Origin of the sequence: Streptomyces sp. NRRL S-118 (assembly GCF_000716335.1) — a bacterium.
Taxonomy (GTDB): Bacteria; Actinomycetota; Actinomycetes; order Streptomycetales; family Streptomycetaceae; genus Streptomyces.
On sequence record NZ_KL591008.1, the window covers coordinates 55090 to 75991 of the forward strand.

18 protein-coding genes and 1 pseudogene are annotated in these 20902 nt (G+C 74.1%); 9 read left to right on the forward strand and 10 right to left on the reverse strand.

What is annotated here, in order from left to right:
• The 3 genes and pseudogenes from IH00_RS0115675 to IH00_RS0115685 all read right to left on the reverse strand — a co-directional run.
• Window positions 1-311 (reverse strand): annotated as a pseudogene (locus IH00_RS0115675) (crotonyl-CoA carboxylase/reductase); the annotation flags it as partial.
• A gap of 409 nt (window positions 312-720) precedes the next feature.
• A complete protein-coding gene (locus IH00_RS0115680; protein WP_031073928.1) occupies window positions 721-1569 on the reverse strand; it encodes a TetR family transcriptional regulator in 849 nt (282 codons plus the stop codon).
• Between the two features lie 85 nt (window positions 1570-1654).
• Window positions 1655-3436, reverse strand: coding sequence for a 3-hydroxyacyl-CoA dehydrogenase family protein (locus IH00_RS0115685; protein ID WP_031073931.1), 1782 nt, complete (start codon window positions 3434-3436; stop codon window positions 1655-1657).
• Between the two features lie 332 nt (window positions 3437-3768).
• On the opposite strand from IH00_RS0115685, the gene IH00_RS0115690 reads away from it, so the two are divergent.
• Window positions 3769-4350 carry an adenylosuccinate lyase gene (locus IH00_RS0115690; RefSeq protein WP_031073932.1) on the forward strand — a complete coding sequence of 194 codons (582 nt, stop codon included), beginning with the start codon at window positions 3769-3771 and terminating at the stop codon, window positions 4348-4350.
• 7 nt (window positions 4351-4357) lie between these two features.
• Here the strand turns inward: IH00_RS0115690 and IH00_RS0115695 are convergent, their stop codons facing one another.
• The 3 genes from IH00_RS0115695 to IH00_RS0115705 form a co-directional block, all read right to left on the reverse strand.
• The gene (locus tag IH00_RS0115695) at window positions 4358-4858 is read right to left on the reverse strand and encodes a GNAT family N-acetyltransferase (RefSeq protein ID WP_234334857.1); all 501 of its coding nucleotides are present in this window, start codon (window positions 4856-4858) and stop codon (window positions 4358-4360) included.
• A 134-nt stretch (window positions 4859-4992) separates the two neighbouring features.
• Window positions 4993-6540: an alpha/beta hydrolase gene (locus IH00_RS0115700; RefSeq protein ID WP_039947001.1), complete on the reverse strand. Its 1548-nt coding sequence runs from the start codon at window positions 6538-6540 to the stop codon at window positions 4993-4995.
• Window positions 6541-6651: 111 nt separating this feature from the next.
• Window positions 6652-7683 carry an Rv2578c family radical SAM protein gene (locus tag IH00_RS0115705; RefSeq protein ID WP_031073937.1) on the reverse strand — a complete coding sequence of 344 codons (1032 nt, stop codon included), beginning with the start codon at window positions 7681-7683 and terminating at the stop codon, window positions 6652-6654.
• A 134-nt stretch (window positions 7684-7817) separates the two neighbouring features.
• Between IH00_RS0115705 and IH00_RS0115710 the strand changes: the two genes are divergently transcribed.
• Entirely contained in the window at window positions 7818-8261 is a 444-nt protein-coding gene (locus IH00_RS0115710; RefSeq protein ID WP_031073940.1) for an SRPBCC family protein, read from the forward strand.
• Between the two features lie 222 nt (window positions 8262-8483).
• On the forward strand, window positions 8484-10850 hold the full coding sequence (locus tag IH00_RS0115715) for an MFS transporter (protein WP_031073943.1): 2367 nt from the start codon (window positions 8484-8486) through the stop codon (window positions 10848-10850).
• Window positions 10851-10931: 81 nt separating this feature from the next.
• On the opposite strand, the gene IH00_RS0115720 is transcribed toward IH00_RS0115715, so the two are convergent.
• Window positions 10932-11495: a hemerythrin domain-containing protein gene (locus IH00_RS0115720; protein WP_031073944.1), complete on the reverse strand. Its 564-nt coding sequence runs from the start codon at window positions 11493-11495 to the stop codon at window positions 10932-10934.
• A gap of 119 nt (window positions 11496-11614) precedes the next feature.
• Here IH00_RS0115720 and IH00_RS0115725 point away from each other — a divergent pair, with 119 nt between their 5' ends.
• Window positions 11615-12151: a hypothetical protein gene (locus IH00_RS0115725; protein ID WP_031073946.1), complete on the forward strand. Its 537-nt coding sequence runs from the start codon at window positions 11615-11617 to the stop codon at window positions 12149-12151.
• Between the two features lie 79 nt (window positions 12152-12230).
• The gene (locus IH00_RS0115730; RefSeq protein WP_031073947.1) at window positions 12231-13358 is read left to right on the forward strand and encodes a carboxylate-amine ligase; all 1128 of its coding nucleotides are present in this window, start codon (window positions 12231-12233) and stop codon (window positions 13356-13358) included.
• Window positions 13359-13496: 138 nt separating this feature from the next.
• Here IH00_RS0115730 and IH00_RS0115735 read toward each other — a convergent pair whose 3' ends face one another.
• From IH00_RS0115735 to IH00_RS0115745, 3 genes are read right to left on the reverse strand one after another with little or no spacing between them, the layout of a single operon-like run.
• A complete protein-coding gene (locus IH00_RS0115735; RefSeq protein ID WP_052411407.1) occupies window positions 13497-14237 on the reverse strand; it encodes a 2OG-Fe dioxygenase family protein in 741 nt (246 codons plus the stop codon).
• A gap of 1 nt (window position 14238) precedes the next feature.
• Entirely contained in the window at window positions 14239-14928 is a 690-nt protein-coding gene (locus IH00_RS0115740) for a phosphoribosyltransferase (RefSeq protein ID WP_031073951.1), read from the reverse strand.
• A 6-nt stretch (window positions 14929-14934) separates the two neighbouring features.
• Window positions 14935-15597 (reverse strand): dienelactone hydrolase family protein, encoded by a 663-nt coding sequence (locus IH00_RS0115745; protein ID WP_031073954.1) that lies wholly within the window; start codon window positions 15595-15597, stop codon window positions 14935-14937.
• 164 nt (window positions 15598-15761) lie between these two features.
• On the opposite strand from IH00_RS0115745, the gene IH00_RS0115750 reads away from it, so the two are divergent.
• From IH00_RS0115750 to IH00_RS0115765, 4 genes are read left to right on the forward strand one after another with little or no spacing between them, the layout of a single operon-like run.
• A complete protein-coding gene (locus IH00_RS0115750) occupies window positions 15762-16595 on the forward strand; it encodes a M55 family metallopeptidase (protein WP_031073956.1) in 834 nt (277 codons plus the stop codon).
• Window positions 16588-17949, forward strand: coding sequence for a M20/M25/M40 family metallo-hydrolase (locus tag IH00_RS0115755; protein ID WP_031073957.1), 1362 nt, complete (start codon window positions 16588-16590; stop codon window positions 17947-17949). The genes IH00_RS0115750 and IH00_RS0115755 overlap by 8 nt, the downstream gene beginning before the upstream one ends.
• Window positions 17950-17982: 33 nt before the next feature.
• A complete protein-coding gene (locus tag IH00_RS0115760) occupies window positions 17983-19962 on the forward strand; it encodes a S9 family peptidase (RefSeq protein ID WP_031073959.1) in 1980 nt (659 codons plus the stop codon).
• On the forward strand, window positions 19959-20888 hold the full coding sequence (locus IH00_RS0115765) for a S66 peptidase family protein (protein WP_031073961.1): 930 nt from the start codon (window positions 19959-19961) through the stop codon (window positions 20886-20888). The genes IH00_RS0115760 and IH00_RS0115765 overlap by 4 nt, the downstream gene beginning before the upstream one ends.
• Window positions 20889-20902 lie beyond the last annotated feature (14 nt).

Consider the following 20902-nt stretch of genomic DNA (forward strand, 5'->3'; position numbering starts at 1 on the left):
GACAACCGCCCGTACCGCTCCAGGAAGCTGAACGTCGACACCGGCTCGAAGATCGACGTCCAGACGGAGTTGTAGTTGACCGAGGACGCCATGACGGCCACCAGCGCCTCGCCCGGGCCGAGCTCCGGCAGGGGCACGTCGTCGAGGTGCAGGGACTTGCGCGGGTCCTTCTCGCGCGTGGTCAGACCGGAGAACATCTCGGTCTCGTCCTTGTGCACGGTCACCGCGCGGTACGACTCGGGGAGCTGCAGGGCGGCGAAGTCGGCGGACGTGGTGTCCGGGGACTGGATCGCGTCCAGGATTTCCTTCACGGTGTTGCCTCCGGCGAAGAAGCGTCTTGAGGGGAGACGCTGGGTTGAACGTCGGGGAAGTGCTGCTGTGGAGGTGTGCCGTCGGTTCGGCGGGGTGGTGCTGGCAGCGCTGGGTGGAGCGCGAAAGGGCCTGTGACGCAGGCGTCCGGGCGCGCGAGCCGGGACGGGCTTGCGGGGACAGCCGGCGTACGAGTGGTCTCTGCACGCCGGCCGCCCGGACAACATCAACGTATGACACCGCGTGCCAGGCCGCAAGACACTGAGTGCCAACAATTTCACTCACCTGCCATCTCCCCGTCACACATGAGCGATGATCGATCGAAGGGGGCTTCCGCGGGCAGGGAAAAGCCCGCCGAGCTCGACGAATGCCGTCAAGCCGGGCGGGCGTGCGTGCGGCGCGCGAGGCGCGTCAGCGGTGTTCCTTGAGGGTCTTCTCGATGCTGCGCATGATCTCCTCCAGCGGGGCGTCCGTGCGGGCCACCGTCACCAGCACGTCGCCGGTGGCGGACGCCGTCGCGGCCGGGGACGGGGTGGACGACCCGCCGGCGGCGCGGCCGGCGCCTATGCCCGTACCGAAGGTGTCCCGGACGATCGCGAAGGCGTGGTCCAGCTGCGCCTCCACGTCGCCCTGGCCGCCCGCCCGCAGCCAGCGGCGCAGCACGTGGTTGTGCGCCGTGACGACGGCCGACGCGGCCACCTCGGCCAGCAGCGGGTCGTCATTGCCGTCGTGGTGGTCCCGCTCGTCGAAGTGGCCCAGCAGGTAGCGGGTGAACAGCCGCTCGTAGCGGGCCACCGAGGCGATCTCGCGCTCCCGCAGGGTGGGCACCTCGCGAGTGAGGCGGTAGCGCTCGACCGAGACCGCCGGGGACGCCGCGTACATCTTCATGACTTCCTTGATGCCGCGGCAGACCGTGTCCAGCGGGTGCTCGTGCGGCGGGGCCGCGTTCAGCACCGCCTCCGCCCGCACCAGGGTGTCGTCGTGGTCCGGGAAGATCGCCTCTTCCTTGGAGCGGAAGTGGCGGAAGAAGGTCCGGCGGGCGACTCCCGCCGCGGCGGCGATCTCGTCGACCGTCGTCGCTTCGTACCCCTTGGTCGCGAACAGCTCCATGGCGGCGGCCGCGAGCTCACGGCGCATCTTGAGCCGCTGGGCGGCGGCTCGGCTGCCCGCGGCGCTCTCGGGGGCGTCGGGCGTCGCGGTGGAACGGGAGGGCCGGCGGGCGGAGTCAGCGGGCTGGGACATGACCTGAACGTACTGCATCGGTGCAGGAGACCGCGCCTGTGGGCCCGTGGAGGGGGCCGGGCCGCCCGCCCTGTCGAGCAGCCCGCCCCACTCCCCGTACGGCTCAGCGCCGGGCATGTTCGCGGAAGCCACGCCCCGTCTTCCGGCCGAGGCAGCCCGCCGCCACCAGGTGCTCCAGCAGCGGGGCGGGCGCGAGGCCCGGGTCGCGGAACTCGCGGTGCAGCACCTGCTCGATGGCGAGCGAGACGTCCAGGCCCACCACGTCGAGCAACTCGAACGGCCCCATCGGGTAGCCGCCGCCCAGCTTCATCGCGGCGTCGATGTCGTCGAGCGAGGCGTAGTGCTCCTGGACCATCTTGATCGCGTTGTTCAGGTACGGGAAGAGCAGCGCGTTCACGATGAAGCCGGCGCGGTCGCCGCAGTCCACCGGGTGCTTGCGGATCCGGGTGGTGACCTCGCGGACGGTGGCGTGGACGTCGTCGGCGGTCAGGACCGTCCGGACGATCTCCACCAGCTTCATCGCCGGGGCCGGGTTGAAGAAGTGCATCCCGATCACGTCCTGCGGGCGCGAGGTGGCGCGGGCGCAGGCGACGACGGGCAGGGACGAGGTCGTGGTGGCGAGCACCGCGCCCGGCTTGCAGACCTTGTCGAGCGTCCCGAAGAGCTGCCGCTTGACCTCCAGGTCCTCGGCGACCGCCTCCACCGCCAGGTCGACCTCGGCGAAGGCGTCGAGGGACCCGGCCGGGGTGATGCGCGCCAGCGTCTCGTCCCGGGCCTCCGGGGTCATGCGCCCCTTGTCGACGGAACGGGCCAGCGACTTCGCGATCCGGGCCTTGGCCGTCTCCGCCTTCTCCAGGGAGCGGGCGGCGAGGACCACCTCGTACCCGGCCTTCGCGAAGACCTCCGCGATGCCGCTCGCCATGGTGCCGGAACCCGCGACGCCGACCGAGCGGACCTCACGGGACTCGCCCGTCGCGGCCGCCTCCAGCGGGGTCAGGGCGTCCCGCACCACGACACCGCTGTCCGGCGCCTCGTACGTGTAGAACCCGCGGCCCGACTTGCGGCCCGTCAGCCCCGCCTCGGCCAGGTGCTTCAGGACGGGCGCGGGTGCGTGCAGCCGGTCGCCCGACTCGGCGTACATGGCCTCCAGGACGGTACGGGCGGTGTCGATCCCGATCAGGTCCAGCAGGGCGAGCGGCCCCATCGGCAGGCCGCAGCCCAGCCGCATCGCCGCGTCGATGTCCTCGCGGGAGGCGTACTTCGACTCGTACATCGCGGCGGCCTGGTTCAGGTAGCCGAAGAGCAGCCCGTCGGCGACGAAACCGGGCCGGTCGCCGACCGCGACGGGCTCCTTGCCCAGCGCGTGGGCGAGGTCGGTGACGGCGGCGACGGCCTGAGGGGACGTCAGCACCGAGGAGACCACCTCGACCAGCTTCATCGCCGGGGCCGGGTTGAAGAAGTGCAGGCCCAGCACCCGCTCGGGCCGCGCGGAGTCGGCCGCGAGCCGCGTCACGGACAGGGCGTTGGTTCCGGTGGCGAGGATCGCGTCCGGGCGGACGATGCCGTCCAGGGCCCGGAAGACCTGCTGCTTGACCTCGTACGACTCCGGCACGACCTCGATCACGAGATCGGCGTCGGCCGCGGCCTGGAGGTCGGAGAAGGTGCGGAAACGGGCGAGGATGCCGCGGCGCTGCTCCTCGGTGATCCGCTCGCGGGCCACCGAACGGGCGGTGGCCGCCTCCAGGGAGGCGACGGCGCGGCGCGCGGCGGCCTCGCTGATGTCGATGCCGATGACTTCGCGGCCGGCGCGGACCAGGACCTCGGCGATACCGGCGCCCATCGTGCCGAGGCCGACGACGGCAATGGTGGAGAGAGGGGTGTCCATCACGGGACTCCAGGGATGAGTGACGACTGATGAGGGGCGCGCGGGGATGCGTGCAGGGCATCGCATCCCGTCGCGGGTGCCGCGCGCGAAGTCGCGGTGGAGAACCGACGGACCCTGTCCCGGAGTCACGTCGTACGAAATGCCGAACCGACCGGCTCTCCGTGGCCTCGCGGCCGCGGAGGTCCACACAGGCGGCTGCGTCACCAGGCCGCCATGAGTGCGTGTGCGGGTGTGTCCCGCTCACCTGAGGTTAACCGGCGAGTAACGAGCGCGCCAGTCCTGCGAACTCCCCGCGCGGTGTGACGCTCGCTACGCTGGCGGGCATGACGGCCATGGACGAGGAGCTGCGGTCGCTCGCGGACCGGTTACGTGACGAGGCGGACGGATCCGGGGCCTGCGAGCGGCTGATCGCCGTCGAGGACCCGGAGGAGCTCGCCGCCGTCCTGACGCGGCCAGGGCAGCCGCTGTGGGCCCGCGAGATCGCCGCGTTCCGGCTCGGGCTGGCGGGGGACCGGCGCGCCTTCGAAGCGCTGGTGCTGCTGCTGAACCACCGCGACCCCGAGCGCTGCGTCTCCGCCGCGTACGCGCTGTCGCGGCTGGGCGACCCCCGCACCCCGCGGGCGGCGGCCGCGCTCGCCACCAACGAACTGCGCGTCGCCTACGCGCTCACCCCCGTGCGGCTGCTGACCGCCCTCCGCGCGCCGGAGACCGTCCCTGCGCTGGTCACCGTGTTGCAGCGCCGGCTCGCCGACCCGGCCGACCCGCACTGGCGCGTCGCCCTCGCCTGCGTGGAGGGCCTCGGCGTCCTGGCCGACCCCCGGGCCCGCCCGGTTCTGGAGGCGGCCCTCCGCCGCCACCGGCTGGCCGCCGCCGCCGCGGCCGCCCTGTCCCGGCTGCCCGCCGTCCCGGCCTGAGCGCGACTCAGAGCGAGAGGGGCCGTGTGTAACGGAGCTCGGGCAGCACCGCGCCGGCCACGTGCCATGGTTCCTCCGCCCCGTCGGGAGCGAAGCCGGCGGCTTCGTAGAAACGGCGGGCCCGGGTGTTGGCCTCCAGGACCCACAGGCGCATCGCGGCGCGCCCGGTGGTGGCGCAGCGGGCGAGCGCCTCGGTGACCAGCGCGCGGCCCACCCCCGTGGACAGGTGCGCGGGATCGGCGTACAGGGCGTACAGCTCGGCGTCGGCCGTCACCGCACCGCCGTCGCGGTACGGCCCGTGGCACGCCCAGCCGACGACGGCGCCGGAGCGCTCCGCCACCAGGTTCACCACGTCCGGTCCGGCCGCGGCGAGGTGCTCCCGGCGCAGGGCGGTCTCCGCCGCGACGTCCATCGCGTCCAGGTACGCCTGGGGAACCAGGCCGCGGTAGGTGGCCTGCCATCCCCGTACGCGGATACCGGCGACCGCGGCGCAGTCCGCCACCGTCATCTCCCGGACGATCATCGCGAGCCGCCCGGAACTCCTCGGTTCCGGTGAGGGGTTCCGGGCGGGACCGGCCCGCCGGGGGCGGGCGCATGCGTGAGGTGTGCGGTGCTCATGCGCCTCATCCTGGCGCAGGGTCCTCAGAAGCGGCGGGTGAATTTCCGCGGGGGTGCCTCCACCGCCCGGGCCGTCCTGGCCGGCAGCGGATCCGCCGCCGTCGCGCAGACCGCGTCCGGCGCGCCGGCGCCGGCGCCGCGCGGCACCTCTCCCGTCTCCAGGTACCGCACCAGGTGCCGGTCCAGACAGGCGTTGCCGGCGAGCGTGATCGCGTGGTTGCCGCCGCCCTGCTCGACGACCAGGCTGGAGCCGCGCAGCTTGTGGTGGACGGAGACGCCGCCGCCGTACGGAGTGGCCGCGTCCTCCGTCGCCTGGAACAGCAGCACCGGCGGCAGCGCGTCGTTCGACACGTCCGGCGGGGTCAGGGACTCGACCGGCCAGAAGGCGCACGGCGCGTTGTACCAGGCGTTGTTCCAGGTGGAGAACGGCGCCTTGGCGTACACGTCCCAGTTGTCGCGGTGCCACACGCCCCAGTCACCGGGCCAGGCGGCGTCCCGGCACTGCACGGCGGTGTAGACCGAGTACCCGTTGTCGTCCGACGGCTCGGACGCCGCCAGCGAGGTGTACGCCGCGACCAGCGGTTCGGTGTCCTTCTCGTTGGCGTACGCCGAGAACGCCTCCGCCAGCATGGGCCAGAAGCCGTTGAAGTAGCCGCCGGGCAGGAAGGTGTCCTCCAGCTCGGCCGCGCCGACCTTCTTCCCCGCCGGCGCCTTCTTCAGCGCCTCCCGCATCGCGTACCAGCGCGCCTCGACCTTCGCCGGGTCGGTGCCCAGCCGGTAGGTCCCGTCGTGCTCGGCCACCCACGCCAGGAACGCCTTGTGGCGGGCGTCGAAGGCGAGGTCCTGCGCGAGGTTCGCGTCGTACCAGACGCCCTGCGGGTCGACGACGGAGTCCAGGACCACCCGCCGCACGCGCTGCGGGAAGAGCTTGGCGTACACGGCACCGAGGTAGGTCCCGTACGAGTACCCGAAGTAGTTGATCCGCTCGGCGCCCAGGGCCCGCCGGATCACGTCCAGGTCCCTGGCCGAGCTGACCGTGCCCATGTGCCGCAGCAGACCGCCGTACTTGTCGCCGCACGCCCTCGCGAACGACGCGGCGCGCGTCAGGTTGGTCCGTTCGGCGTCGAGGGTGCGCGGTACGGAGTCGGGCCGCACGGGCGCGAAGTAGCCGGGCTTGCAGTCGAGTGCCGGAGTGCTCTTGCCCACGCCCCGGGGGTCGAAGCCGATGATGTCGTACTGCGCCGCCACCTTCGCCGGGAGCGAGGCCGCGACGAACCCGGCCATCGTGAGGCCGCTCGCGCCCGGGCCGCCCGGGTTGACGAGCAGTGGGCCCTGCGAGGTCTTCGCGGTGTGCGCGATCCGGGACAGCGCCAGCGTGATCCGCTCACCGCCCGGCGCGCCGTGGTCCAGCGGGACCTGGACCGTCGCGCACTGGAGCTTCGGGTACTCCTTGGTGGCGCATGCCTTCCACGTGAGGCCGGCGGCTCGCGGTTCGGCCGTGGAGGGGACGGCGGTGACGGCGCTCGCCATCAGCGCCCCGGCGGCGATCAGCACTCCTGCGCGTTTCTGCATGTGGCCTCCCGAGCTGGACGGAACGTCCCTCGGCGGATCGTCCCCGCATTCCGGCCCGGAAGGGTGGGTTCGGGTCAGACTTGACCCGATCAGAGGATGTGATCAGAGGACTCAGAGGAGCGTGAGCTGGGTGGGGCCCGTGGTGCCGGCCTCGGACGGCTCCACGGGGATGCGGCGCGCCGCTCCCCGGCGGGCGGGGCCTATCCCGAACTCGTCCGCCAGCTCGTGCACCTGACGGGTGATCCGGCGCTGGTACCACTTCGGGGCGTAGGCGCCCTCCGCGTACAGCCGCTCGTAGCGCCGTACCAGGTGCGGATGGTGCCGGGCCAGCCACGTCATGAACCACTCACGGGCGCCCGGGCGCAGGTGCAGCACGAGCGGGGTCACCGACGTGGCCCCGGAGGCGGCGATCGCGCGCACGGTGGCGCGCAGCTGGTCGGGGTGGTCGCCCAGGAACGGGACGACCGGCGCCATCAGCACCCCGCAGCCGATCCCGTGGCCGGTCAGCGTCCGGACGACGTCGAGGCGGCGCTCCGGGGCGGGGGTGCCGGGCTCGACGGTCCGCCACAGTTCGCGGTCGGTGAAGCCGACGGAGACGGAGATGCCGACCTCGGTGACCTCGGCCGCCTGGCGGAGCAGGTCGAGGTCGCGCAGGATCAGCGTTCCCTTGGTGAGGATCGAGAACGGGTTCGCGTGGTCGCGCAGCGCGGCGATGATGCCGGGCATCAGCCGGTAGCGGCCCTCGGCGCGCTGGTAGCAGTCGACGTTCGTACCCATCGCGATGTGCGCGCCCTGCCACCGGGGCGAGGCGAGCTGGCGGCGCAGCAGCTCCGGGGCGTTGGTCTTCACCACGATCTGGGAGTCGAAGCCGAGACCGGTGTCGAGGTCGAGGTAGCTGTGCGTCCTGCGGGCGAAGCAGTACACGCAGGCGTGCGAGCAGCCGCGGTACGGGTTGACGGTCCATTCGAACGGCATGCGCGACGCGCCGGGCACCCGGTTCAGGATCGAACGTGCCCGCACCTCGTGGAACGTCATGCCGCGGAACTCGGGCGTGTCGAAGGTGCGGGTGGTGACGGCGTCCGTGCCGAACAGCACGGGCTCCCCGCCCCGGGCGGGGTCGTCGCTCAGATGGTCCCAGCGCATGGACGCCTCCTCGGTCGGCACTGCCCCAGACAATAGAACAGATGTTCCCATGATCGCTTGCCCCCGGATTTGGGCGCGCCCCGCCCAGGTGGTTGGCTTGTGCTCCCCTTAGGAACGAGTGCTGGAGGACAGGCATGGCGCAGGTCGAGGCCACGACGGAACGGGTCATCGCGGCGGACGCGGAGACGGTGTTCGACGCGCTGGCCGACTACAAGGACACCCGCGCGAAGCTGCTGCCCGAGCACTTCAGCGAGTACCAGGTGCGGGAGGGCGGCGACGGCGAGGGCACTCTCGTCCACTGGAAGCTCCAGGCCACGAGCAAGCGCATCCGCGACTGCCTGCTCGAGGTCACGGAGCCGAGCGACGGGCGGCTGGTGGAGAAGGACCGCAACTCCTCCATGGTCACCACCTGGACCGTGACCCCGGCCGGCGAGGGCCGCTCCAAGGTCGTCGTCACGACCGTCTGGAACGGCGCCGGCGGCATCGGCGGCTTCTTCGAGAGGACCTTCGCCCCCAAGGGCCTCGGCCGCATCTACGACCAGGTGCTGGCCAGGCTCGCCGCCGAGGTCGAGAAGTAGCAGGCGGGAGCGGCGCTCACCGGTTCGGGTGATCTTCCCGCGGACTCCGGGGCGCACGCCGCACCCGGCGGTGCGGGAAACCGCCTGATGACGTGGTGCCGCCCGGCCCCGCCCGCCCACCCGGTACCCCGATCGACCGACTTGCTCCCCCTCGACGCGTAATGCGATGAATGGCGCCGCGCAGGCGTCATCGCGGCGGACGCGACGGAGGGGAGCAGGTTCGTGGGTGGGATCACGCTGACGGATGACGAGCAGGCGGCAGCTCCCGAGGACGCGCCGCCACCCGGGCCGTACCCCGCGGACGCCGTCGAGCGCCGCCCCCGCCGCGCCCGCGTCCTCCTCGCCGCGCTCCTCCTCGCGCTGCTTCTGGCCACGCTCCAGCAGACCGCTGTCGCCGCCGTCCTCCCCGCCGTCACCGCCGAGCTCGGCGGCCGCGACCGGACGGCCTGGGTGATCACCGCCCATCTCCTCGCCGTCGCCGCCGGACTGCCGGTGTTCGGCAAGCTGGGCGACCTGCGCGGCCACAAGGGCGTCTTCCAGTCCGCGCTCGTCGCCTTCCTCGCGGGCTCGGCACTCGCCGGCTGGACGCACACCGTGGACCAGCTCATCGCCTGCCGCGTCCTTCAGGGCATCGGCGCCGGGGGCCTCCTCGCCGGCGCGCACGCCCTCACCGCCGACATCGTCCCGGCGCGCGCCCGCGCCCGGTCCCTGGGCGCCCTCGGCGCCGCGCTCGGACTCGCCGCCGTCACCGGGCCGCTCCTCGGCGCCGTCCTGACCGAGCACACCTCCTGGCGCTGGGCGTTCTACGCCAACGTGCCGCCGGGTCTCCTCGTCCTCGTCGTCGTCGGGGCGGCGCTCCGGCTCCCCGAGCCGCCCGGCCGCGAGGCGCGCGGCCGGTTCGACCTCCTCGGCGCCCTGCTCCTCGCCGCCGCCTCCACCTGCCTGGTCCTGCTCGCCTCATGGGGCGGTACGCGGTACGCCTGGGACTCGCGCGTCGTCCTCGGGCTGCTCTGCGGCGCGGCCGGCACCCTCCTTCTGTTCTTCGCCGTCGAGAGCTGCGTGGCCGAACCCCTGGTCCCGCTGCGGCTCCTCACCGACCGCACACTCGTCGTCACCGCTGCCGTCGGCGCCCTGACGGGTGTCGCGCTCGCCGCCGTCGCGACCTGCCTGCCGGCCCACTTCCGTGCGGTCGAGGGCACCGGTCCGACCGCGACCGTCATGCTCATGCTTCCGCTGCCCGCCGGCCTCGTCGTCGCCTGCGCCGTGGCCGGACGGCTCATCGGCCGCACCGGGCACCACCGCGCCTTCCCCATCCTCGGCAGCGCGGTCGCGGCCGTCGGCCTGTGGCTGCTCTCCCGCCTGGAGAGCGGCACCCCGCGCCTGGACCACAGCATGTGGCAGGCGGTCCTCGGTGCCGGGATCGGCCTGGTGCTGCCGGTCCTGGTGCTCGCCGTCCAGCACGCGGCCCCGCCCGGCGACCTCGGCGCCGCCACCGGCACGCACCTGCACCTGCGGCTGACCCTCGGCTGGCTCGGCGCGGCCGCCCTCGCCGCCTTCGGTACCGACCGGCCCGCCGGCCCGTTCACGATCCCCTTCACCGGCCCGTTCACCGAGTGGCCGGCCGACGCCGGCACGATGCCGCGGACCTTCCTCCTCCTGGTGCCCGTGCTCGCCCTCGCGCTGTTCCTGGCCTGCTTCCTCAAGGAGAAACCGCCGGTGTCCCACCTCGCCCCCGCCGCCTCCACCGCCTCCGTCCCCCCGGCCCGCACCCCGGAGAGCGCCGCGGCGGCGGCCGGACCCGGCAGCGCGGCCGCGCCCTCCCCGTACGGCTCAGGAGTCCCCGTCCTCGGTGCCGTCCGGCACCACGACGGCTCAGGTGTGCCGCACGCCGTCCTCACCCTCGTGGACGGGCACGGGCGGCAGATCGGGCGCGGCGCGAGCGGCGACGACGGACGGTACGCGCTCAGCGCGCCAGGGGCCGGCGCGTACGTGCTCATCGCGTCGGCAGCGGGGCACCAGCCCCAGGCCGTCACCGTCACCGTCGGGGACCGGCCCGTCGAAGCGGACGTGATCCTCGGCGGCGCCGGACGGCTCGCCGGGAACGTCGTCACCGCCGACGGCACGCCCGTGCGCGACGCGGCCGTCACCCTCACCGACGTACGCGGCGAGGTCGTCGCCGTCAGCCGCACCGGGCGCGACGGCGGCTATGTGATGACCGAGCTGGTGGCGGGGGAGTACACCCTGGCCGCCAGCGCCCCCGCCTTCCGCCCCGCCGCCCTGCCGGTGAGCGTCCAGGCCTCCCGCGAGACCCGGCAGACCATCGAGCTGGCCGGCGGCGCGATGCTGCGCGGGACCGTACGGGCCACCGGCGGCGGGCCCGTGGAGGACGCGCGCGTGACCCTCCTCGACACCGCGGGCCACGTGGTCGACACCCTCACCACGGGCCCCGACGGCCTCTTCCGCTTCGCCGACCTCTCCTCCGGCGCGTACACCGTCATCGCCTCGGGCTACCCGCCGGTGGCCACGGTGCTCCAGGTCGCGGGCGGGGGCCGCACCGAGCGGGACCTCCAGCTGGGCCACGGGGACTGACGGACCGGCAGGCGCGCCGCGCGGGCCGGTACGACGGCGCCGGGCCCCCACGGGGGGAGCCCGGCGCCGGTGGCGGGGAGGTCACATCTCCTTGCCGCGGCCCGACATCGCGTCGCGGAGGCGGTCGACCAGACCAGCGCCCGGAGCGAGCAGCTTGTTGGCCGGGGGCTTGTCCGGAGCCGCCGGGTGCGGACGGGTCGGAGCCGTCTTCTTGGCCTGGCGGACCTTGTCGCCCAGCTCCATGAGGACCTCCTCCGAGCACGCCTCGCGCAGCCTCGGGAAGAGGTTGTTCTCCTCGTCGACGACGTGTGCCCGGATCTCCGTCATCAGCTTGCTCATCAGCATGTCGAAGCGCGGGTCGTCCGCCTCGCAGCTCTCCAGGTCCTTCATCGTGCGCTCGGCCGCCGCGTGGTCGTTCAGCTCCTTGTCGGCGAGCGCGTCACCCCCGTCGACGTGCTGCCGCACCGCCGGGTACAGGTACTCCTCCTCCGCCACCGCATGCCGGACGAGTTCCATGGTGGCCTGGTCCGCGTAGTGCTTGCGCCGCTCGTCACCCGGGGGGAGCTCCTCGATGTTCGTGAAGATCTCCTCCACTTCCTCGTGGTCGTTGGTCAGCTCGGTGATCACGTCTCCGCCATGTCCCATGGCGCCACTCCTCTGTACGGGTGCGGGGGATCCGGTAGCGCCCATGATGTGGGGAAAACCACTGCACCCCGGTGAGCCACGCCATTTGTTGTGATGAATTGCGGCGGTAGCTTGCGGGCGTGCTCGCAGACCTCTCCCCGCTCATCGCGGCGACCGCTCAGTGGCTGACCCGCTCCTACCCGTCCGCCGGCGGTGCGCTGGAATCCGCTCTCGCCGGCGTGCAGGCGCGGCAGGCCGTCACGGTCGCGGCATGGCTGCGCTACCCCACGGACATGGACGCCGGGCTCGTCGCGGTCGCGGGGCCCGGCGGCTCGGCCCGGCTCGACTGGATCACCGGCGCCGACGGCCCCGCGGCGGACTCCCACGACGGGGGCGGCACCGGTGAGCCCGAGCCGTGGCGGACCTGGGTCGACGAGGTCGTCGCCAGCTGGGCAGCCGCCCTGCTGTGCACCCCGGGCCTGGCCGCGACCGCCATGGCGGCGCTCGCCGCGGCCGGCCGGCTGGACACCACCGCGCCGGTCGACTTCCGCCGGCTGGTCACCCCCGACGAGCACGACCGCCGCGCTGCCGCGCTCCTGCGCCACCCCGATCTGCTCGCGCCGATAGCCGACCTGCACCGCGCCGAGCTCCTGGACCGCCTGGCGACCGCGGCCTGAAACCCGCCTGCCGGCCCGAAACCCGCCCGGACCCGGTGGCCGGGGAGACAACGCACCGCCGCGGCGTGATCCTGAGCGGGTGAAGAACCAGGATCCGGGCCCTCCACCGACGATCGGCGTGGAAGAGGAGTTCCTCCTGATCGACCCCGCCACCCGCAGCGCGGCGGCGGCCGGCACACGCGTGGTCGCCCGCGTCCCGCCGGCCCTCGCCGAACGTGTCTCGGGGGAGTTCACCGAGTACCAGGTCGAGGGGAAGACACCGCCCTGCTCCCGCCTGGACGACCTGCGCGGGGAACTGCTCCGCGTCCGCGCCGGCCTCGCCGCCGCCGCACGGGCCGAGGGCCTGCGTCTGTGCGCCTCCGGCACCCCGGTCATCGGCGGTGACGGCGGACGCACCGACATCGGCCGCCACCCCCGCTACCGGGCCGGGGCGGAGCAGTACCGCGCCATGCTCGACGACTTCGCCGTCTGCGCCTTCCACGCCCACGTCCACCTGCCCGACCGCGAAACGGCCGTCCTCACCGGCAATCACCTGCGGCCCTGGCTGCCGCTGCTGGTCGCGATGACCGCGAACTCGCCCTTCCACCAGGGCAGGGACACCGGTTACGCCAGCTGGCGCTCGGTGATCCGCGGCCGCTTCCCGTGCCTTGGACCGCCCCCGTACGCGGAGTCCCTGGAGGACCACGACCGGCTCGCCACCGCCATGGCGGCCGCGGAAGCGATGCTGGAGCCCGGCATGCCCTTCTGGGACGTCCGCCCCAATCCCCGCCTGCCGACGCTGGAGGTCCGCGCCATGGACGTGCTGTCCGGCGTGGACGACACCGTGGCCGTCACCGCGCTGATCAGGGCGCTCGTCGCGACCGCGGTCCAGCGGGTGGCCGACGGCGACCCCGGGCCGCGCACCGGTGCCGAACTGCTGCGGGCGGCTTGCTGGCGGGCCGCCCGCGACGGCTGGTCCGGCCACGGCGTCGACGCCCTCACCGGACGGGTGCTGCCCTCCTCCGCCCAGGCGGCCCGCCTGGTGGAGCACGTCCGCCCGGCGCTGCGCGCCTACGGCGACGAGGACGAGGTCACGGCCTTCCTGCGGCGGCTCTCGCTGCGCGGGTCGGGGGCGGAGCGGCAGCGCGCCCGCCTGGCCGCCGGTCCGGGCCTGGGCGCGGTGGTCGACGGCCTCGTGGAGGAGACGTGCCCCGTCGGGGAGGAGTGACCCCGGCCGCGGGGACGCGGGGCCGCCCGCACGGACGCCGGGGCGGCCTCACGGGCGGCCCGCCTTCCGGGCACGCGCCCGGAGGACGGGGCACGCGCTTGCCTCGCGGGGCCGGCTCGGTCCGGCTGCGGCGCGGGCTCAGGCCGGTGGCAGCAGCGTGGTCACCAGCACGTCCCGGCGTGCCGGCCTGGCCGGGTCGAGCGGGCGGATCGGCGACACCTCGTGCAGGGTGCGCCGGTCGTCGCCCAGCAGCAGGCTGCCCGGTTCGCTGAGCGTCGTCGTGAGCAGGTGCGCGCCGTCCGCCCCGTACACCGAGCTCTCGCCGCCGGTGGCGTTCTCCCGGTCGATCAGCAGCGACGAGACGAGCGTGACGCCGTCACGGTGCCGGCCCTCCGGGGTGGGCCGCCCCGCCCGGCCGGCGGAGGCGAGCACCCGGAAGGGGTGGACCTTCACCCACCACTCGTCCCGGTCGTCCAGACACCCGGCCACCCGCCCGAGCAGCCCGATGACGGACGCCAGCAGGGGATCCGCGGCGAACGCGTCGGTCAGCGGCTCGAAGTGCCGGTCGACGCCGACGTACATCGGATTGCTGGCGCCGGGCTGGACGAACGCGTCGTGCGGCAGGGGAGTGAGCCGACCCTCGCGGGTGAGGGCGAAGCTCCCGTAGCGGCGCAGGCGGCGCGTGCCGTTCTCGGCCGCGTACGGATCCGCCACGAGGTCGTCCCAGTGGGCCGCGAACCGCGCCCAGCCTTCCCTGCCCGTGCCCACGCAGGCCGACACCTCGGCCGGCGGCATCGGGTACGCCCCGGTCGAGACGAGGGCCTGCCGGGCCGCTTCCGCAGCCGCGTACGCGGTGCTCGCTGTCGTGTCGCCAGCCATGTCAACCATGGTCCGACGGGCCGCCGCCCGTCGCATCCGCGCCGGCGGCCCGTGCGGCCGTCAGGGTCCTGATCACCTCGTCGTCGCCCACCTGCTCGAAGTCGAGGTACCACTGGCCCACCGACGAGAACGGCCGCGGCTGGTGCAGGTACACCAGACGGTCCGACTCCGCCGCGACCAGCTCCGCCGCCTCCCGCGAGCACACCGGCACGGCCATGACCACGTCGGCGGGCTCCAGGCCCCGCACGGCCCGCAGCGCCGCACGGGCGGTCACCCCGGTCGCCAGCCCGTCGTCGACCAGCACGACCGTACGGCCGTGCACCTCCGGCATCGGACGGCCACCGCGGTACAGCGCCTCCCTGCGGCGCAGCTCGGTCCGCTCGCGCGCCACCGCCGGCCCGAGGCGCTCCTCCGTCAGGTCGAGCATCGCCAGGGTCCGCCGGTCGTACAGCGGAGGTGCCTCGCCGGCCACCGCGCCGACGCCCAGCTCCGGATTGAACGGCGCGCCGATCTTGCGGACGACGAGCACGTCCAGCGGCGCGCCCAGCGCCGTGGCGATCTCGACGGCCACCGGCACCCCGCCGCGGGGCAGCGCCAGCACCACCGGATCCTTCAGGCTCCCCTCGTGCTCCAGGTCGAGGAGCCGGGCGGCGAGCTCACGCCCGGCCTCCGTGCGGTTGCGGAGAAGCACGGCTGCTCACTCCCATCGGAAGCTCATGTGGCGGAACCAGTCCCGCGCCACCGCCGCGACCTCCTCCAGGGCCCCCGGCTCCTCGAAGAGGTGTGTGGCGCCCGGGACGACGTGGATGCGGTACGGGGCGGTCAGCCGTGCGGCGGCCTCCTCGTTCAGCCGCAGCACATGGTGGTCCTCGCCGCCGACGACCAGCAGCACCGGTGCGCGCACGGCGGTCAGCACCTCGTCGCCCGCGAGGTCCGGGCGGCCGCCGCGCGACACCACGGCCCGCACCGGGCCGGGCCGCTCGGCCGCCGCCACCAGCGCGGCCGCGGCCCCGGTGCTGGCGCCGAACAGCCCGATCGGCAGGCCGGCCGCCGGCGGGTGCTCATCGAGCCAGTCCACAGCGGCGGTCATGCGCCGCCCCAGCAGCGGGATGTCGAAGCGCAGCCCGGCCGTCTCCCTGTCCACGCGCTCCTCCTGCGGCGTGAGGAGGTCCAGGAGCAGCGTGCCCAGGCCCGACTCCTGCAGGTCCCCGGCCACCGCCCGGTTGCGGGGGCTGTGCCGCGAGCTGCCGCTGCCGTGGGCGAAGCCCACCACGCCCTGGGCGGTCTCCGGCAGCACCAGATCACCCACGAGGGTCGCGCCACCGGCGTCGATACGGGCGGTCCGCGATGCCGTCGTCATGGCCCACACCTCCGCGCAGCTGTGTCCGTCCCGGGCGGCGCTCCCGCCCGCCGGGGTACCCACCGACGCCCGTGACATGCGGTGCGCGGGGTCTGTTTCCCTGCCCGACACGGTCGGTAGGGTCGGGTTCCTCCCCGGTGACGACGGAGCGGAACGGAGCGGCCTTGAAGATCCTCATCAGCGCCGACATGGAAGGCGCCACCGGCGTCACCTGGCCCGCCGACGTGCTGCCCGGCACGCCCCAGTGGGAGCGGTGCAGAGCGATGTTCACCTCCGACGTGAACGCCGCCGTCCTCGGGTTCTTCGACGGCGGCGCCGACGAGGTGCTCGTCAACGAGGCCCACTGGACCATGCGCAACCTGCTGCTGGAGCGCCTCGACGAACGCGCCGGGATGCTCACGGGCCGCCACAAGTCGCTGTCCATGGTGGAGGGCGTCCAGCACGGGGACGTCGACGGCATCGCCTTCGTCGGCTACCACACGGGCGCCGGCACCGAGGGCGTCCTCGCCCACACCTACCTCGCCAACACCATCACCGGCGTCTGGCTCAACGGCGTGCGGGCGAGCGAGGGACTGCTCAACGCCCATGTCGTCGCCGAGTACGGCGTTCCCGTCGTGCTCGTCACCGGCGACGATCTGACCTGCGACGACGCCCTCGGATACGCCCCCGAGGCCCGCAAGGTCGCCGTCAAGGACCACGTGTCGCGGTACGCCGCCGTGTGCCGGCCCCCCACCCGTACGGCCGCCGACATCCGCGCCGCGGCCAAGGACGCGGCCGCTCTCGCCGTACGGTACGAACCGGTGCGCGGCGGGCCGTTCACCGTGGAGCTGGAGTTCGACGCCGCGCACCCGGCCGCGGCCGCCACCGTCGTACCGGGCGTGGCGGTGAGCGGCGAACGGCGCGTCGCGTACACCAGCGAGACGATGTACGAGGGCATCCGCACCTTCAAGGCGGTCACCACGATCGTCTCGGCCGCGGTGGAGGAGCAGTATGGCTGACGTGACACCCATGAACACCCCGGACAACGGGCCCTTCGACACGGACTCGCAGGCCCTCGACGAGGTGGTCGCCTTCACCTCCGAGCTGATCCGGATCGACACGACCAACCGCGGCAGCGGCGACTGCCGGGAACGGCCGGCCGCCGAGTACGTGGCCGGGAAACTCGCCGAGGCCGGGCTGGAACCGGCCATGCTGGAGCGCACGCCCGGCCGCACCAACGTCGTGGCGCGGATCGAGGGCACCGACCCGTCCGCCGAGGCTCTCCTCGTCCACGGCCACCTCGACGTCGTGCCGGCCGACGCCGACGACTGGGACGTGCACCCCTTCTCCGGCGAGGTGCGCGACGGGCTGGTGTGGGGCCGGGGCGCCGTCGACATGAAGAACACCGACGCGATGATCCTGGCGGTCGTGCGCGAGTGGGCCCGGCACGGCATCCGCCCGCGCCGCGACATCGTCATCGCGTACACCGCCGACGAGGAGGCCAGCGCCGCCGACGGCGCCGCCTACCTCGTACGCCACCACCGGGACCTCTTCGAGGGCTGCACGGAGGGCATCGGCGAGTCCGGCGCCTACACCTTCCACGCCGGACCCGACCTCGCCCTGTACCCGATCGGCGCCGGCGAGCGAGGTACCGCGTGGCTCAAGCTCACCGCCGAGGGCCGGGCCGGCCACGGCTCCAAGGTCAACCGGCAGAACGCGGTCAGCCGGATCGCCGCGGCCGTCGCCCGCATCGGCGACCACCGCTGGCCGGTACGGCTCACCCCGACCGTACGCGCCGCCCTCACCGAGCTCGCCGCGCTGTACGGCATCGAGACGGACCTCGACGCGGACGACTTCGACGCGGACGCGCTGCTGGGCAAGCTCGGCCACGCCGCCGCCCTCGTCGAGCCCACCATCCGCAACAGCAGCAACCCGACCATGCTGCACGCCGGCTACAAGATCAACGTGATCCCGGGGATCGCCACCGCCCACGTCGACGGGCGGGTGCTGCCCGGCTCCGACCTGGAGTTCGCGGAGACCATGGACCGGCTCACCGGGCCGGACGTCGACTGGGAGTTCCAGCACCAGGAGATCGCCCTCCAGGCGCCCGTCGACTCACCCACGTACGCGAAGCTGCGCGCCGCGCTGGAGCACTTCGAGCCGGACGCGCACGTCGTGCCGTTCTGCATGTCCGGCGGCACCGACGCCAAGCACTTCGCCCGGCTCGGCATCACCGGCTACGGCTTCGCACCGCTGCGGCTGCCCATCGGCTTCGACTACCAGGCGCTCTTCCACGGCGTCGACGAGCGCGTCCCGGTCGAGGCCCTGCACTTCGGCATCCGCGTCCTCGACCACTACCTGCAGACCGCATAGACCAACAGGACCACATGAGGGGGAGCACCCGGAATGGTACCCACGGGGGCTTACGGAACCTGGCCGTCGCCCATCGACGCCTCGCTCGCCGCCACGCACGACGGCCGTCCCGAACACGTCGGGTTCGTCGGCGACGAGGTGTGGTGGACCGAGCCGCGCCCCGCCGAGGGCGGCAGGCGCACCCTGGTGCGGCGGCACGCGGACGGCACCGAGGAACCGGTGCTCCCCGCGCCGTGGAACGTGCGCAGCAGGGTCGTCGAGTACGGCGGCCGGCCGTGGGACGGCGCGGTGCGGGACACCGGGCCGATCGTGGTCTTCAGCCACTTCGCCGACCAGCGCCTGTACGCGTACGAGCCCGACGGCGACGCTCAGCCCGTACCGCTGACGCCCGTGTCCGGGGTGGGCGGCGGACTGCGCTGGGTGGACCCGGTCGTCCACCCCGAACGCGGCGAAGTGTGGTGCGTGCTGGAGGAGTTCACCGGCGAGCGCCCCGGTGACGTGCGGCGCGTCGTCGCCGCCGTGCCGCTCGACGGCTCGGCCGCCGGGGACCGGGCCGCCGTGCGCGAGCTGACCGACGGCCGCCACCGGTTCGTCACCGGGCCGCGGCTCTCGCCGGACGGGCGGCACGCCGTGTGGCTCGCCTGGGACCATCCCCACATGCCGTGGGACGGCACGGTCGTGATGACCGGTGAGGTGGCGAAGGACGGTCCGTTCACCGGTGTGCGGGCCGTGGCGGGCGGCTCCGGCGAGGCGGTCTGCCAGGCCGACTGGGCGGCGGACGGCTCGCTGCTGTACGTGTCCGACACGGGCGGCTGGTGGGAGCCGTACCGCATCCGGCCCGGCTCCGCCACCGCCGCCTGCCTGTGCACGGGCAGGGCGGAGGAGTTCGGCGGCCCGCTGTGGAAGATCGGGCAGCGGTGGTTCCACCCCCTCGGCAACGGCCTGATCGCCGTCATCCACGGCAAGGGCGCCACCGCCCTCGGCATACTCGACCCCGACACCGGGGAACTCGTCGACGCCGCCGGACCCTGGACCGAATGGGCGCCCACCCTGGCCGTGCACGGCAGCCGCGTCGTCGGCGTCGCCGCCAGCCCGCGCAGCGCGTACGAGGTCGTCGAGCTGGACACCGGAACGGGCCGCGCCCGGGTCATCGGCTCGGCCCACGACGACCCCGTGGACCCGGCGTACTACCCCGAGCCGCAGATCCGCACCTTCACCGGCCCCGACAACCGCGAGATCCACGCCCACATCTACCCGCCGCACAACCCGGACCGCACGCCCCCCGACGCCGAACTGCCGCCCTACGTGGTGTGGGCGCACGGCGGCCCCACCGGCCACGCCCCGCTCGTCCTCGACCTGGAGATCGCCTACTTCACCTCGCGCGGCATCGGCGTCGCCGAGGTCAACTACGGCGGCTCCACCGGGTACGGGCGCGCGTACCGCGAGCGGCTGCGCGAGCAGTGGGGCGTGGTGGACGTCGAGGACTGCGCCGCCGTCGCCGAAGCGCTCGCCGCCGAGGGCACCGCCGATCCGGCCCGGCTCGCGATCCGCGGCGCGAGTGCGGGAGGCTGGACCGCCGCCGTGTCGCTGGCCACCACGGAGCTCTACTCCTGCGGCACGATCGTCTACCCGGTGCTCGACCTGGACGGCTGGAGCGAGGAGACCCACGACTTCGAGTCGCGGTACCTGGAGTCGCTGATCGGGCCGCCGGGGGAGGTGCCGGCACGGTACCGGGAGCGCTCGCCGCTCACCCTCGCCGAGCACATCACCGCGCCGTTCCTGCTGATGCAGGGGCTGGACGACGTGGTGTGCCCGCCCGCGCAGACCGAGCGTTTCCTGGCCCGGATGGCGGGCCGCGGCGTACCGCACGCGTACATCGCCTTCGCGGGCGAGGGCCACGGCTTCCGGCGGGCCGAGAGCACCGTCCGGGCCCAGGAGGCCGAACTCGCCCTGTACGCCGAGGTGTTCGGCGTCGACCGCGGGGACGTCCCGCCGCTGGAGCTGAGGACATGACGACGCTCGCGCCCCTGCGGCGGCCCCGGCGCCTCCGGCCCGGCGACCGGGTCGCGGTCGTGGCGCCCAGCGGTCCCGTGCCCGAGGAGCGCCTCCGGGCCGGGCTGGACGTCCTGCGCGGCTGGGGCCTCGACCCCGTGGTCGCCCCGCACGTCCTCGACCGGCACCTGGGACACCTCGCGGGTGACGACGCGGCGCGCGCCCGCGACCTGACGGAGGCGTGGTGCGACCCGGACGTCGCGGGGGTGATCTGCGCGCGCGGTGGTTTCGGCGCCCAGCGCATGGCGGACCTCGCCGACTGGGCTGCGATGCGCGCGGCCGGCCCCAAGGTGTTCGTCGGCTACAGCGACGTGACCGCGCTGCACGAGGCGTTCGCCGTACGGATGGGGCTGGCCACACTGCACGGCCCGATGGCCGCCGCCGTGACGTTCCTGAAGGACGCCCGCACCCAGGAGTCCCTGCGGGCCACGCTGTTCACGCCCGAGTCGGTCCGCACCGTGGGGGAGCCGACCGCACGGCCCCTGGTGCCCGGCCGGGCGCGGGGCGTCACCTTCGGCGGCTGCCTCAGTCTGCTCGCCGCGGAGCTCGGAACGCCGCACGCGCGCCCCTCCTCCCGCGGCGGGCTGCTGCTGCTGGAGGACGTGGGCGAGGAGCCGTACCGCCTGGACCGCGCCCTCACCCAGCTCCTGCGGGCCGGCCGGCTGGACGGCGTGGCCGGGGTCGCGCTCGGCTCGTGGGCGGAGTGCGGCCCGTACGAGGAGGTGCGGGCGACGCTCCTGGACCGGCTGGGCGGCCTCGGTGTCCCGGTGGTCGAGGAGCTGGGCTTCGGCCACGGCCCCACGAACCTGACCGTGCCGCTCGGTGTGCCCGCCGTGCTGGACGCGGACGCCGGCACGCTCGCGTTCGACGTGCCCGCACTGGCCTGAGGCCGTCACGCCGT

Excerpts from the sequence above, each read along its gene's own strand:
- IH00_RS0115700 (WP_039947001.1), bottom strand. The coding sequence starts at position 6,540 with ATGCAGAAACGCGCAGGAGTGCTGATCGCCGCCGGGGCGCTGATGGCG.
- IH00_RS0115705 (WP_031073937.1), bottom strand. The coding sequence starts at position 7,683 with ATGCGCTGGGACCATCTGAGCGACGACCCCGCCCGGGGCGGGGAGCCC.
- IH00_RS0115760 (WP_031073959.1), top strand. The coding sequence starts at position 17,983 with ATGGTACCCACGGGGGCTTACGGAACCTGGCCGTCGCCCATCGACGCC.
- IH00_RS0115735 (WP_052411407.1), bottom strand. The coding sequence starts at position 14,237 with ATGGCTGGCGACACGACAGCGAGCACCGCGTACGCGGCTGCGGAAGCG.
- IH00_RS0115680 (WP_031073928.1), bottom strand. The coding sequence starts at position 1,569 with ATGCAGTACGTTCAGGTCATGTCCCAGCCCGCTGACTCCGCCCGCCGG.
- IH00_RS0115695 (WP_234334857.1), bottom strand. The coding sequence starts at position 4,858 with ATGACGGTGGCGGACTGCGCCGCGGTCGCCGGTATCCGCGTACGGGGA.
- IH00_RS0115745 (WP_031073954.1), bottom strand. The coding sequence starts at position 15,597 with ATGACGACGGCATCGCGGACCGCCCGTATCGACGCCGGTGGCGCGACC.
- IH00_RS0115690 (WP_031073932.1), top strand. The coding sequence starts at position 3,769 with ATGGACGAGGAGCTGCGGTCGCTCGCGGACCGGTTACGTGACGAGGCG.
- IH00_RS0115720 (WP_031073944.1), bottom strand. The coding sequence starts at position 11,495 with ATGGGACATGGCGGAGACGTGATCACCGAGCTGACCAACGACCACGAG.
- IH00_RS0115755 (WP_031073957.1), top strand. The coding sequence starts at position 16,588 with ATGGCTGACGTGACACCCATGAACACCCCGGACAACGGGCCCTTCGAC.
- IH00_RS0115685 (WP_031073931.1), bottom strand. The coding sequence starts at position 3,436 with ATGGACACCCCTCTCTCCACCATTGCCGTCGTCGGCCTCGGCACGATG.
- IH00_RS0115710 (WP_031073940.1), top strand. The coding sequence starts at position 7,818 with ATGGCGCAGGTCGAGGCCACGACGGAACGGGTCATCGCGGCGGACGCG.
- IH00_RS0115765 (WP_031073961.1), top strand. The coding sequence starts at position 19,959 with ATGACGACGCTCGCGCCCCTGCGGCGGCCCCGGCGCCTCCGGCCCGGC.